Origin of the sequence: Paenibacillus barengoltzii NBRC 101215, assembly GCF_004000745.1 — a bacterium.
Taxonomy (GTDB): domain Bacteria; phylum Bacillota; class Bacilli; order Paenibacillales; family Paenibacillaceae; genus Fontibacillus; species Fontibacillus barengoltzii.
The window spans coordinates 19,314-31,895 of the sequence record NZ_BILV01000070.1 but is presented as its reverse complement, the minus strand read 5'-3'; the positions used below and the strand labels follow the sequence as shown (position 1 = coordinate 31,895).

The window sequence follows — 12,582 nt, the reverse complement described above, 5'->3', positions numbered from 1 at the left end:
ACTCACGGGGCGTTATTTGCCAAAGATCAACCCAAATGATGCTTCTAAGAGCCTAATAAGGCACCTGAAGTCCGTTACAACGGGAAATTCTCGGGAAATGGATAAATAGCGTCATTAAGGTCCGTTAGCTCGGGAGGGGGGATCGGTGGTTTGCGGTTATTTTTAGAAGTTCTGTTCAATCTAACAACAGGTAAGAAAAAACAACCCAAACGGAGTGAACAGACATGACAGTGGCAAATCACCAGACGGCGCACCAAGAAGCTGTGGAGACGGTGCGGAAATTGATCAAAGGCATCGAGATCGCAATGCTGACCACGGTGACGAAGGAAGGATTGGTATCGCGTCCGATGAAAACCCAGGAAGTCGAATTTGACGGGGATCTGTGGTTCCTTACCAAAGAGGAAACGGACAAATACAGTCAGCTGAAGGATCACCCTCACGTGAACGTGTCCTACGTTGGGGACTCCTACGTGTCGGTACGCGGGACGGCGGAGGTGGTCAATGACCGGGAAAAGATTAAGCAGTTCTGGAACGCTGCGTATGCCAAGTTCCTGCATACGACCAGCGATGATCCGAATCTGGTCCTGATCAAAGTGAAGGCCGAGGCGGCGGAATATTGGGAAACCGGCAATCTCGTCAAAGTGATCAAGCGCATGTTCTCCCAGCTCACGGGAAAAGAAACCGAAGCGGAGCTGAACAAGACGGTGAAATTGTAGGTGTGAACCGATCAATAAAAGCCGCCTCGCGGCGGGTCGATAACGACCTGCAGGAGGCGGCTTTGGCATTTGGGTTTATCCCGTTGTTCTTATTTCTTCACCGGAATCAAAATCTTCTGTCCGATCCGGATCAAGTGCGGGTTCTTCAGTTTGTTGTACTTGGCCAGAGCTTGCCATGTCGTGCCATGCTCCAGGGCAATGTGGTACAACGTGTCGCCCTTCTTCACGATGTGGACGATGTCCTTCTCTGCTGAAGGCGCAGGGGCAGGCTCAGGCTTCGGCGTAGGAGCCGGTGATGGTGCAGGAGCTGGTTCTGGTGTTGGTTCCGGCGTTGGCGTTGGTTCCGGAGCCGGGTTCACCGACTCAGCGGCCGAGCTCAGTTTGAACTTGGCGTAGCCGCCTTCGGAATCAGCGACAAACTCCAGGTTATCGGCCTTCGCAGCAGCTTCCTTGGCAGCAGGCGAAGTCTCGAACGTTACGTTGGCGTTACCGAACGGAGCAAGCGACCAGTTGCCGTCTGCCGTTGGGTTGATCGTGCCGTTTTCACGGATGTAGTCGATGATGACTTGGCGGTTCTCATCCGGCGAAGCCAGGATGATGCGCTTGCCGTCCGGGTTCGCAAACTTGCTGGACGACGCGCGATAGTTGTTGCTGGCAACAACGAATTTTTGCTCTGGATCGATTGGCTTGCCGTTATAGGACAGGTTCACGATCCGGCTGGCTTTCTCATTAACCAGGGTGCCCTTGGCATCGTATTTCGCCGGTTGCGTTACATCGATTTGATACGTTACCCCGTCGATCACGTCAAAGTTGTACGTAGGGAAATCGTAGTTCACCAATTCTTGCTCTTCCGATTTGTTCGGATCGATTTGGTTAAACTGTCCGGCGGACCATTCGAGCCATTCTTTAATCTCAGCGCCGGTGACCAGCACCGCGTTCACCGTGTTCGAGTACAGGTACAAGTCAGCGACGTTCTTGATTGCGATATCCCCAGCAGGAATATCCGTGTAGTAGTTCGCGCCTTGGCGTCCGCCGGCCTTGAATGGAGCGCCAGCCGACAGTACAGGCAAGCCTTCGTATTCCGTGCCTTGCAGATGCTTCTCGACGTACCATTTTTGCGCGTTGGTCACGATTTGGATCGAGGGATCGTCCTGGATCAGGGCGAAGAAGCTGTTAATTGGAGCCGTTGTCTTGCCTACCGGGCCGCGGATGTACTCCAGGGTTGCCTCATGGTCCTCTTTGATGGCGTCCCAGATCGTTTGGTCCGCATCGACCAGCGCTTTCTTATTCTCCGTATCGTAAATCGGCTTCACATCGACTTTGGAGTCTTTTACTGTCCATGACTCACCGGATTTCTCCAGTGTCAGGTCGATGATCCCCAAATTGTTGCCCCAATAACCCGGCTCTACGGCAGGAACACCGTTGATCGTCCCCTTGGCCAGGTCGACGCCGGTTTTGCCTTCGAAGGATGCGTCCGGGAACACTTTATGCGCGTGGCCGAACAGGATCGCATCGATGCCTTCCACCTTGCTCAGGTAGAGGACGGAGTTCTCCATCAGCGGGGTTTGTGGAATGTCCTCGAAGCCGGAGTGCGGTACCGCGATGATGAGGTCAGCGCCTGCTTTTTTCATCTCAGGTACGAATTTCTTCGCAGTTTCTACGATATCCTTTGCGATGACTTTCCCTTCCAGATTCGCCTTGTCCCAAGACAGAATTTGCGGCGGCACGAAGCCGATCACGCCCACCTTCAGCGTGTGCTTCGCTCCGGTGCTGTCAGTCACCTCTTTGTCGAGGATGATGTATGGAGTGAAGGCGTTTTTGTCGTTCGAAGGGTCTTGATCTTGATCATCCAAGTAAATGTTGGCGTTGACGTAAGGGAAGTCCGATCCGGCCACCGCCGTCTTCAAGAAATCCAGACCGTAGTTGAACTCATGGTTGCCGAAGTTGCCGGCGTCGTAACCAAGCAAGTTCATCGCTTTGTAGACCGGATGAGTCTCGCCCTCTTGAAGCTTGTCTACCGTCGCGACATAGTCGCCCAACGGATTCCCTTGAATCAGGTCACCGTTGTCGATCAGCAAGCTGTTCTTCGCTTCCGCACGCGCTTGCTTGATCAGCGTGGCGGTTTTGGCCAAGCCGTACTCGTCGGTAGGCTTGTCTGTGAAATAGTCGTAGTTCACGATGTTCACATGTAAGTCGGTCGTTTCCATAATGCGGAGCTCGACAGTAGCTGCACTGCTCGTGTCTGCGGCGGACGCCGTGAACGGCAGGGCTGCCAGGCTGGCCGCAAGCAAGGATGCAAGGATCAATTTAGGACTGCGGGATTTGAACAAGTTCACTCCTCCTTCGAATTTGGGTACTTCCTGACATGTCGGGTGAAATCATGTGCCGACAACATCGTTTAAATTTTACTTAAATATTTTAATGGATCTGGAAGGGCTTGTCATGAGGATTTTCGACCAGATCCCTCGAACTCGCATTTTACAAATTGTGTATATTCTGGGGGATTGATATGATATAGAAGAGGGAGGGATATTCATGGTTGGGCCTTCGGGCAAATCGGAGCTGGAAATAGAAGAGCGGCTAAACGACTTGGAGAAACGCCTTTATTCTCAAAATAAACGGTGGAAGGTCATCAGAAATATTCTCCTGGTCATTGGCCTCGTTTGGTTCGCATTGATCCTCGTCGGTGTCATTCAATTTATGTCGTCGGGATCTTGAAATTTACATAACATATTAAAAAAGGCGACCCTCAGGTCGCCTTAAACTTCTTCTGCGGACGATTGTGCAGTTTCTTGCGTTCCTCTGAATCCTTTTGGCTTCGCTTCGCCTCGGCGATTGGGCATGAAGATCGTTACCGCCAGGATCACGATGCTCAGAATGCCCATGCAAAGATAAGCGTCATTCGTTCCGAGAATGGTTGACATCTCTTTCAACTGGGCTGTAGACAAGCTTTGACCGGATTGCATCAGCTCGGCGGCATGGCTCTTGGTGCGCGTCGTATAAATGGTGACTACCAAGGCCGTTCCAATCGCACCTGCGACCTGACGGACCGTGTTCGTTACAGCCGAACCGTGGGCATTTAACTGCTTCGGCAGAGCGTTGAGTCCCGCGGTATTCAGCGGCATCGTTAAGAAGCTCAAGCCGATGCGCAGCACAATCGTACGGAATACCAGGTACGTATACGACGTGGTTTCCGTTAAATGGGTCACGCCCCAAATCGCCGGAATCGTAAACAACAGCCCGATAATCACAATGGGCTTGATCCCGAATTTATCCAGTAAACGTCCGGAAACCGGCGACAATAACGCATTAATTAAAACCCCAGGCAGCAGCAGCAGGCCGGTGTCCAACACCGAGAAGCCCCGGCTGTTCTGCAAGTAAAGCGGCAGCAGGATCATATCCGCATACATGACCATCATAATCATTATGCTGATGATTGTGGTGACGGAGAACATCTTTTCCGTAAAGACTCGCAAATCCATCAGGGGTACAGACGAAGTAAGCTGACGCCAGCAGAACATCAACAGGAAAATACCGCCGACAATCAGGCACACCAGCACTTCAGCACTTCCCCAGCCTTTATTCCCTGCATTGCTGAAGCCAAAGAGAAGACCGCCGAACCCCAGCGTTGAGTAGACGATGCTGATCAGGTCCAGCTTCGGCTTCGAGGTTTCCGACACATTCACCATGTATTTCAATGCTAATGGAATGACGATCGCAACCAGCGGCAGCATTCCGATAAAAATCCACCGCCAGGAGAAATGCTCAATCACCAAACCAGCCAGCGTCGGGCCAATCGCCGGGGCAACGATCATCGCCAGACCGATGAGCCCCATCGCTGCGCCGCGCCCTTCCTTCGGGAAGACCACCATCACGACCATCATTAACAGCGGCATGATAATGCCCGCCCCTGCGGCTTGAATCAACCGCCCTGTTAATAGAAGCGGAAAGCTGGGGGCGACAGCGTTAATGAATGTTCCAGCGAGCAGCAGGAGCATGGAGCTGATAAACAGCTGCCGGGTCGTGAATCGCTGCATCAGAAAAGCCGTAATCGGCACGAGGATCCCATTCACCAACATGAATCCGGTAATCAGCCATTGCACGGTCGTAGCCGAAATGGCGAATTCCTTCATTAAATCGGGCAAGGCGACATTTAAGATCGTTTGGTTTAAGATCGATAAGAACGAGCCCAAGAGCAGGACGGGCATCAGGATTTTTTTATTCACATGGGGTGCTGCGGTGTTCACGGTGTTGCTCCTTTCGTAATGACCATTTCATTGACGGGTCGTCAAGTAATTGATAATCTGTCGATAAAAAATACTACCACGCAACGCTGCAAATGACCATTTACACATTCCGCCGAAGTGTAGATTAATCAACAGTTTGTCAGGTCTGTGTTGAATAATTTGCGGATGATCGTCAAAGGAGAAGCGAAATGTTGAGCAATAAGGAGGGCAAGGTGGACCCCCGCATCATTCGGACGAAGCGAATGTTCCGGGAGGCGTTAATCGCATTGCTGCACGAGAATACCGATCTGCGCAAAGTCACTGTGCAGGGCTTGGCTGATCGGGCCGGGTTAAATCGCGCTACGTTTTATCTGCATTATCGCGATGTGGAGGATTTACTGGAGCAGCTGACGAAGGAAGTGTTAGATGAGTTGGCTCGGAGAATTCACCCGCTCACTGAGAGTGGTCTGACCAAGGACAACAATCCGCTCGTCTCCTTCCTGGAGGAGATTTACGAGAATGCGGCTTTATTTCAAGTGCTGCTTGAAAATAAAGAGTTCCGCCATCAACTGTTCGAGATCATGATGAACATCGTATCGACGCGGCGGGCGCGCCGGAAGGCGGCAGATCCGTCCAAGCAAGTCCCCATCGAGGTCATTGCCGCATCGACGTTGGGAATCGTCACCTGGTGGATTGAGGAAGGCACCCCTTATAGTCCGAGCTATCTGGCCAACCAAATCAATCAATTATATCGAAGAAGCAGTCCATCGAAGGCTTAAGGATCGTGTTGAGCGTACGCTGTCGTTAACCTATGGGATATGGGAAAAAGGAGGAGAGGCAAGTGTCGGCAGGGATTTTGGCGCATTTATTGGGGAAGCAGCCTTATCGGGAGCTGGCCGCGAAGGTGGCCGCCTATGAATTTCCTTATGTGCAGTTGGCGTTGTCCAAAGCCATTTCGGATGTGGATTGCTCGCTGGGCAAGTTAAGCCCGGGCTTGGCCATGGAGATCGGCGGCGCGTTTGCGGATCACCGCGTACGGATCGCCGTGTTAGGATGCTATGTCAGCCTGATTGACCTGGATGAGGAGAGCTACCGGCACAACGTGGACCGATTCAAGGAGCATCTGCGCCATGCGCGGCATTTCGGTGCGCCGATTGTGGCAACCGAGGTCGGCAAACCGGCGGACCCAGAACGACTGCCGGCGTATTGGGAGCGCCTCAACCGCGCGCTGGAGGAGCTGGTGGATGAAGCCGAACGCTGGGGTGTGACCATCGGCCTTGAGGCGGCCCAAGGGCACTTGATCGATTCGCCGGAGACGATGGCGCAGACGCTGGAACGCTTCCCCTCTTCCTGTGTGGGTGTTGTTCTCGACCCGTGCAATCTGATGAATACCGCTAATTTTGACCGCCAAGATCAGGTGATCCAGACGGCCTTCGAGCTGCTGGGTCCGCGTATCGTCAGCGCCCATGCCAAGGATCTGCAACGCGGCGCGAACGGCGAACTGCTGGAAACCGCTGCAGGTTTAGGGGAGCTGAACTACCCGCTGTTTTGGAGGCTGCTGGAGCAGTATAAGCCCTGTGGCTTCGTGACACTGGAGGCGGTGACGGAGAAGCAATGCGCTGAGGCAGCGAGGTTTGTACGAGAGGGGAGAAGCCAAAGATGAGGCATACGAAAGAGAGTTTAACCCGCCAACTGGAGGCTCTGGGGTTGGACGGTACAGGCACGGTGCTGGTCCATTCCTCCATGAAAAGTATTGGTGAAGTCGAGGGCGGCGCAGATACCGTTTTGGATGCGCTTACAGAATATATGGCGCAGGGGTTGTTAGTGTTTCCTACGCATACCTGGTCATATATCAATAAAGATCACCCGCGGTTCGAGGTGGAGCTTTCCCCGGTGTGCGTTGGCATTCTGCCGGAGCTGTTCCGGAAGAGACCCGGCGTTATCCGATCGTGGCATCCAACCCATTCGGTCGCCGCGTTAGGTCGGGATGCTCAGGCGTTTACGGCGGAGGATCATCGGTTTGATACGCCTTGTGCCCGAGGGTCCTCATGGGGGAAGCTGCTCGACCGTAAAGCAACGATCCTGCTCGTTGGGGTCGATTTGAGACGGAACACCTTCATTCATGGGGTGGAGGAGTGGGTGGATATTCCGGGGAGACTTACGGACGATCACGAAATGTTGTACACGATCACACCGGACGGTACGGAAATTCCGGTCCCTTCCCGCAGACATTGCGGGTTGCCTTGGTCGGAGCATTTTTGGAAGGTGGAAGAAGTGCTGGAGTATCGAGGGGCCTTGCGCAAGGGGAAATTGGGAGGTGCCGTGGTACGGGTCTGCGATGCGGCCGGCGTGGCAGAAGTCATTACGGAAATGTTGAAGGAGGAGCCGGATTTGTTCTCCGATAACGAACCGCTTCAAGATCCGGAACGCTGGATGGGGAGCCGATCAGAATGAACCGGAAGGAGGAGAGTCAGATGAAGACGATCACCGTACAGAAGTTGGTGGATACGTTTAAGTTGGAAGTGCTTGCCGGGGAGGAACGGATGGATCGTGAGATCACGCGACCTCGGACGCATCGGCCGGGGCTGGAGTTCGTGGGGTATTTTGATTTTTTTCCCATGAATCGGGTGCAGGTGTTGGGCCGTAAAGAAATCAACTACCTGTTGACATTAAGCGTGGAGGAACGCAAGCTGCGGATCGGGAACATCGTGAAATATCACCCTCCGTGCTTTATTGTGACGTCCGGGCAGCAGGAGTTTCCTTATCTGGAGCTGTATTGCGAGGAGGAAGGCATTCCGTTGCTGCGTACGGAAGAGACAGCGACGGAGTTTATCGCCAAGCTGGACAGTTATTTGGTTAAGGCGCTGGCTCCGGAGATCTCGATCCATGGGGTGTGCGTGAACGTCTCGGGGATCGGCATCCTGCTACGCGGCAAGTCCGGCATCGGCAAGAGCGAAACAGCGCATACCCTGATTCGCAGAGGGCACCGTTTGGTCGCAGACGATATTGTCGTGTTAAAAAAATTAAGCCCAACCACGCTGCTCGGAACCCATAACGAAACGACCCGCGAATTCCTGGCTCTACGCAGCATCGGGCTGATCAACGTGGTACGGCAGTATGGACGTCGGGCTTTTCAGGATGAGACACGGATTGTCTTGGATATCGAGCTGGTGCCGTGGCAGGAACATGCCCTCAACAACGAACTGGAGACGGTGCCGCAGTGTACGGAATACTTAGGGGTCCAAATCCCGCACATCGAAATCCAGCTCCAACCCGGCCGGGATGTCGCCGGCCTGATCGAGGCCGCTGCGAACAACTGGTACCTGAAGCAGCTCGGCTACAGCGCTGTGGATGAGTTTATGAAACGGATCGAGGAGGAGATGGGGTCGTAGGGGCTGCTGGTGAGCTCCTATGCTCCCGGCAAACCCACTGGTGAGGGGGGAGGTTCAACGATGCAAATGATGTGGAAAGTGAACGGAGTCAGCGTGCTGTATGCTTTTTCCCTATTTGTTCAAGTGGAGCTTCTGATGAATGTGTATCGGCTTGAAAGAGTTACCGGAATCGCCCATATGGATCGTTATGTACCTGTGGCGGTGTTCCTGCTCATTGTTCTGTTCTCCATCCTCGCTTATGTTCTGACGAAGTTCCAGCTAAGCCCGGGGAAACGAAAATACCTGGCAACGATCTTGTGGATTCCTTATTTCCTGCTATTCATCAAAGGGTTTGCCTCCGCCTATCCGATCACCGATCCCCAAGAGGTGCCGCTTCCGGGGATGGGGTTGGTTGTGATCGCGGCGTGTGGGTTGTATCCGTTATATGTTGCGGGAGTGACGTTTTGGGCGGGGGTTGGGTTTCGAGATCCCAAGACTTTATAAGCTTGTCCAGTGATAAACATTTCTCCTTTTAAGAAAATAAAGTGCTCCGAGGCTGAAGATAAGAGCGACTGCGGCTTGGGTCACCATGCAGCTTTGGAGGGAGAGGTTCGGATTGGCTCGATTCCACTGCATCAGATACAGAAATCCTTGACCGGTGCCTGTAGTAAACATGCCGAAAAAAAGATAAGCCAAAGGCAGCACGATGCCTAGTGCGATATTTTTGAAGAAAATCAGAAAGAAACTAGATAATATCATATAGAAAACCGCCGAGGTAAAGGCCAGCCCCAGCTCCTCCGCCGAATAATTGCCCATATCACGAAGAGCCGCAGTGTAGACTGCGGAGTAGACCAAACTCAGCAGGACGGGCCGGATCCAGCCAACGAAGAAGGCATTCAACGGATAGGTGAGAAGAAGTTCTTTATGATTGATTGAACCTATTTGGTATAACGACGCTACTACTGGAAACAGCATCACCGGGAACACGATATAAATTAAGAGTTGGTTCGATAGATCGGCGTTGAAGCTCTTTAACCATATAGCCAGCAACGTAAGGATAAGCGGAAAGAGCAGGAGGCCGTACCGAGTTTTAAATAGATAACGCCAGAAAATTATCTCTTGTTTAACCAAACCATATACCCCTCTTCCAAAGTAGGTGATGCTGCAGTCGCTTTAGAATCCAGCGGATCAGGTGCTATGTACCGAAGATGAACCTGACTGGAATCCAGTTGGAGATGCTGGGTCATCAACGCTGCGGGATTTGTCCGAATTTGCTCGGCGGTAGAGACATCTGTAGTAAGCTCCCACACCTTTCCTTTTGCAAGAGATACGACTTCTTCAATCGAAGGATACGGCTGGATCGTACCGTCTTGCATCAACAGGACTTGATCACATGTCATGGCTACGTCTTCTGTAATATGGGTAGAGAGAATGACGATTCGGTCTTGCCCCAGCTTTTTGATCAGATTCCGGAAACGAATTCGCTCCTCGGGATCCAAGCCTGCGGTTGGCTCATCGACAAGCAGTAAGGCGGGATGATGAAGGATCGCCTGAGCAATCCCCAACCTCTGTTTCATGCCTCCTGAGAACGATTTGACCAGATCTTCCGCATGTTGTTCCAGATTCACTTCCTGTAAAATAAGAGGGATCTCTCTCGAGAGCTGCCGAGTGTCCAATCCTCGAAGCACCCCCATGTATTCCAGGTATTCTCTTGCTTTCAAGTTGGGAAAGCCGCCGATATGCTGCGGCAAATAGCCTACGATTCTTCTCACCTTCTCGGTGTCTTTTTTCCAATCCAGTTGATTCATGCGGATACTCCCGCGATCTGGGGCATAGTAAGTTGACAATATTCTCAGGAGTGTCGTTTTTCCCGCCCCGTTCGGACCAAGGAGTCCAACAATCCCCTTATCTAATGTGAAGGAGGTCTCGTGCAGAGCTTCTTTTTTGCCGAATTTTTTAGCAATGGATTCAACTTGTAACATTATCGCTCACCTTTTTTCTGTGGATAGAACACTCTCAAAATATCTTCATTCGGATAAATATTCGGATAAATATAAGCCTCATCTGGGTTGGCCTGCATTCCGTAAAACGTAGTGACGTAATAAACGTTAGGCGGAAGCTGTGCGGACGCAGCATATTTCTTATTGTTATCTTTAAAAATATCCTCTACCCCTTGCTGAATTCTCTGAATTCGATCCAAGGTTTTGTAGCGGGGAAAGACTAAATGACCCTCATGCTCAAACTCACCCATGAGAAGGGTAGGGCCGAAGGCAACGCCTGTCCATAAATTTTCAGAGGGATGGGCTAGATTCGATAGGATTCGGTTGGGTTTTGCGGAATCCCAATAGATTTCGTATTTCTCTTTAACTCCCTGCGAGTAAGGATCCATGGCCTCCAGCGGATTCATAGGATACCAGGCAGAGGTCGCGATAAGCTGTAATGTTGTTGGTCCAATGGCTTGATAAGTACGGGTCTCCACTTCCAGATGCAGTGTCCCGATCCGTTCAGGCAATTCAAGTTGGACCACATTCCCTAAGCGTGTTGGAACTATAGGTCGCTCGTTAAGGCTTGCGGAAAGAACCTGAAAATCCTCTAATAAAGCCAAAGAAATCTGATCACTCTGCGATTCGATATCCATATCCACGGTATAGCGGAAGTAATGATTGCTCTCCCCGTGGTTCAGATGAAAGGTGTATTGATTCACTTTATAGCCGGTGTTTAATTGGATCTCATCGTTGTAATGGAAAACGGCTTGTCCAAGCGTATCACTCCCTGTGATATATGGAACGTAGGGGGATAACGTTGGGATAAGCAGCGAAATCACCATGGTCGCTATGGCTAGGTTTCTTTTTGTTCGATCCCTTTGGTACATGACCAAGGTATAAGCTGAGATCAACAACAGAAACATGAATGCCCTTTGGAAGTAATATCCTTTGTTGATTTCAAGACTCTCCAACGGATTGGAGGAGAAGATAAGAATGATGTTCGGGTCCCCGTTAATCAGCCAACCACCCAAGGTTTGTGGAATAAAGCCCAACATGGAATTATAAGGCATGGTTAAGAACCACAAAAAAATCATGATCAAATAGCTATAAATGCCAGGAAGACTTCGGTACACAAGATATCCCAGGATGATGGAGTAGAAAAAGGGAATGAACCAACATAACACCGTATAGAGCAGGGAATCCAGGATGTCTGACTTGGTGATATTGTTGTAAGTAATTCCGATGTAGGCCATAACAGTTATATAGAAAAGAAAGTAAATGGCAGCAGACAGCGTCAACCAATACAGGAGCTTACTTCGATGATATAAGGCATACTTAGGTGTTACGAAAAGGTGCTCCTCAGCATGGTTGTTGATTTCCATTCGTGCGATTTCAGCGCCATAGATTGAAAATAGAAGGGACATCACCATCATAAAATAGACTAGGCCAGGCACAACCGAGAGATCGGTTAAGCTTGACCTTGGCAAAAATATAGCTGCAACGATGGTTAAAGCAAATAGAGCCATCCACAACGGAGTCCGAATAAACTGCTTGATTTCCATTCCAATCATTTTTAGCATAGTAACCTCAACCTTTTAGTGGAAAATCCCTCTTCATATATTACTATATATTCCAAATTAGTAAATGAATTAGGTCCCCGCGACAAACAATGTCATAGAAATTCATGCTAAGGAGTTAGTTTGTTTCATTTTGTCAAAAAACGGGGGCTGTCTCTTCGTCATCAAAATGACTCTTGGGACAGCCCCTTTGTTAGATTACTCTGTTTCGGATGGACTCTTAAGGCCACTTGGTGTCAGAACTTTTAAGTACAATTTCACCTTTAGGCAAACCTGATCCACCATAAACCGTAACTGTATAAGTGCCTGAAGGAACCTTTGGGTTACTATCATTGTTTACAACTTCCACGGTTTTACCTGCTTTAACGGTTTCATTAAAAATAACAGTGTTCTTGGTGTTGTGCTTCACTTCAATTCTAAAAGATTCGGTCCCTGTATTTTTTGCATATAGCTTAATGTTTGGATATCCAATAGTCACATTGAAAGTGTTAGTAGGGTCAACCACATTTCCTTTCAAATCCCAAGTTAGTGTATCCTTGATTGCGAAAGGAGTAATTTCGATTATTTTATTTTCTTTCTTGGCGGCTGTGCCGCTATTTGCTGAAACAGCACCATAAACTCCAGTAACTAGTGAGAAAGATAGAACAGTTGCGCCAACAATTTTTAATGCTTTGCTTGTCATGGTTTAACCTTCCTCTCTTCTTTAT

At 50.4% G+C, this 12,582-nt stretch carries 13 protein-coding genes; 7 read left to right on the top strand and 6 right to left on the bottom strand.

What is annotated here, in order from left to right; translation table 11 throughout:
- The first annotated feature begins 224 nt into the window (after positions 1-224).
- Positions 225-716, top strand: coding sequence for a pyridoxamine 5'-phosphate oxidase family protein (locus PBA01S_RS17660; RefSeq protein ID WP_085279611.1), 492 nt, complete (start codon positions 225-227; stop codon positions 714-716).
- Between the two features lie 89 nt (positions 717-805).
- On the opposite strand, the gene PBA01S_RS17655 is transcribed toward PBA01S_RS17660, so the two are convergent.
- Positions 806-3,046: a bifunctional 2',3'-cyclic-nucleotide 2'-phosphodiesterase/3'-nucleotidase gene (locus PBA01S_RS17655; RefSeq protein ID WP_127576448.1), complete on the bottom strand. Its 2,241-nt coding sequence runs from the start codon at positions 3,044-3,046 to the stop codon at positions 806-808.
- Positions 3,047-3,251: 205 nt separating this feature from the next.
- Here PBA01S_RS17655 and PBA01S_RS17650 point away from each other — a divergent pair, with 205 nt between their 5' ends.
- Entirely contained in the window at positions 3,252-3,434 is a 183-nt protein-coding gene (locus PBA01S_RS17650) for a hypothetical protein (RefSeq protein WP_028540230.1), read from the top strand.
- Between the two features lie 41 nt (positions 3,435-3,475).
- On the opposite strand, the gene PBA01S_RS17645 is transcribed toward PBA01S_RS17650, so the two are convergent.
- Entirely contained in the window at positions 3,476-4,924 is a 1,449-nt protein-coding gene (locus tag PBA01S_RS17645; RefSeq protein WP_127576451.1) for an MDR family MFS transporter, read from the bottom strand.
- 227 nt (positions 4,925-5,151) lie between these two features.
- Between PBA01S_RS17645 and PBA01S_RS17640 the strand changes: the two genes are divergently transcribed.
- From PBA01S_RS17640 to PBA01S_RS17620, 5 genes are all read left to right on the top strand, one after another.
- On the top strand, positions 5,152-5,721 hold the full coding sequence (locus PBA01S_RS17640; protein WP_085279608.1) for a TetR/AcrR family transcriptional regulator: 570 nt from the start codon (positions 5,152-5,154) through the stop codon (positions 5,719-5,721).
- Between the two features lie 62 nt (positions 5,722-5,783).
- The gene (locus tag PBA01S_RS17635) at positions 5,784-6,605 is read left to right on the top strand and encodes a sugar phosphate isomerase/epimerase family protein (protein WP_164744189.1); all 822 of its coding nucleotides are present in this window, start codon (positions 5,784-5,786) and stop codon (positions 6,603-6,605) included.
- On the top strand, positions 6,602-7,396 hold the full coding sequence (locus tag PBA01S_RS17630) for an AAC(3) family N-acetyltransferase (RefSeq protein ID WP_127576446.1): 795 nt from the start codon (positions 6,602-6,604) through the stop codon (positions 7,394-7,396). The genes PBA01S_RS17635 and PBA01S_RS17630 overlap by 4 nt, the downstream gene beginning before the upstream one ends.
- A gap of 20 nt (positions 7,397-7,416) precedes the next feature.
- Positions 7,417-8,334 (top strand): HPr(Ser) kinase/phosphatase, encoded by a 918-nt coding sequence (gene hprK, locus PBA01S_RS17625; protein WP_016314448.1) that lies wholly within the window; start codon positions 7,417-7,419, stop codon positions 8,332-8,334.
- A 60-nt stretch (positions 8,335-8,394) separates the two neighbouring features.
- Positions 8,395-8,817, top strand: coding sequence for a hypothetical protein (locus tag PBA01S_RS17620; protein WP_255315387.1), 423 nt, complete (start codon positions 8,395-8,397; stop codon positions 8,815-8,817).
- On the opposite strand, the gene PBA01S_RS17615 is transcribed toward PBA01S_RS17620, so the two are convergent.
- The 4 genes from PBA01S_RS17615 to PBA01S_RS17600 form a co-directional block, all read right to left on the bottom strand.
- Entirely contained in the window at positions 8,812-9,444 is a 633-nt protein-coding gene (locus PBA01S_RS17615) for a hypothetical protein (RefSeq protein WP_127576445.1), read from the bottom strand. The two genes, PBA01S_RS17620 and PBA01S_RS17615, sit on opposite strands and share 6 nt — an antisense overlap.
- The gene (locus PBA01S_RS17610; protein ID WP_127576444.1) at positions 9,426-10,295 is read right to left on the bottom strand and encodes an ABC transporter ATP-binding protein; all 870 of its coding nucleotides are present in this window, start codon (positions 10,293-10,295) and stop codon (positions 9,426-9,428) included. Before PBA01S_RS17610 ends, PBA01S_RS17615 begins: the two co-directional genes overlap by 19 nt.
- The gene (locus PBA01S_RS17605; protein WP_127576443.1) at positions 10,295-11,878 is read right to left on the bottom strand and encodes a hypothetical protein; all 1,584 of its coding nucleotides are present in this window, start codon (positions 11,876-11,878) and stop codon (positions 10,295-10,297) included. Before PBA01S_RS17605 ends, PBA01S_RS17610 begins: the two co-directional genes overlap by 1 nt.
- A 217-nt stretch (positions 11,879-12,095) precedes the next feature.
- Positions 12,096-12,557, bottom strand: coding sequence for a hypothetical protein (locus PBA01S_RS17600; RefSeq protein ID WP_127576442.1), 462 nt, complete (start codon positions 12,555-12,557; stop codon positions 12,096-12,098).
- Positions 12,558-12,582: the final 25 nt, after the last annotated feature.

Bases quoted from the DNA above. Each gene is read 5' to 3' on its own strand.
- PBA01S_RS17660 (WP_085279611.1), top strand. From the start codon at position 225: ATGACAGTGGCAAATCACCAGACGGCGCACCAAGAAGCTGTGGAGACG.
- PBA01S_RS17650 (WP_028540230.1), top strand. From the start codon at position 3,252: ATGGTTGGGCCTTCGGGCAAATCGGAGCTGGAAATAGAAGAGCGGCTA.
- PBA01S_RS17645 (WP_127576451.1), bottom strand. From the start codon at position 4,924: ATGCCCGTCCTGCTCTTGGGCTCGTTCTTATCGATCTTAAACCAAACG.
- PBA01S_RS17640 (WP_085279608.1), top strand. From the start codon at position 5,152: ATGTTGAGCAATAAGGAGGGCAAGGTGGACCCCCGCATCATTCGGACG.
- PBA01S_RS17630 (WP_127576446.1), top strand. From the start codon at position 6,602: ATGAGGCATACGAAAGAGAGTTTAACCCGCCAACTGGAGGCTCTGGGG.
- hprK (WP_016314448.1), top strand. From the start codon at position 7,417: ATGAAGACGATCACCGTACAGAAGTTGGTGGATACGTTTAAGTTGGAA.
- PBA01S_RS17620 (WP_255315387.1), top strand. From the start codon at position 8,395: ATGCAAATGATGTGGAAAGTGAACGGAGTCAGCGTGCTGTATGCTTTT.
- PBA01S_RS17610 (WP_127576444.1), bottom strand. From the start codon at position 10,295: ATGTTACAAGTTGAATCCATTGCTAAAAAATTCGGCAAAAAAGAAGCT.
- PBA01S_RS17605 (WP_127576443.1), bottom strand. From the start codon at position 11,878: ATGCTAAAAATGATTGGAATGGAAATCAAGCAGTTTATTCGGACTCCG.
- PBA01S_RS17600 (WP_127576442.1), bottom strand. From the start codon at position 12,557: ATGACAAGCAAAGCATTAAAAATTGTTGGCGCAACTGTTCTATCTTTC.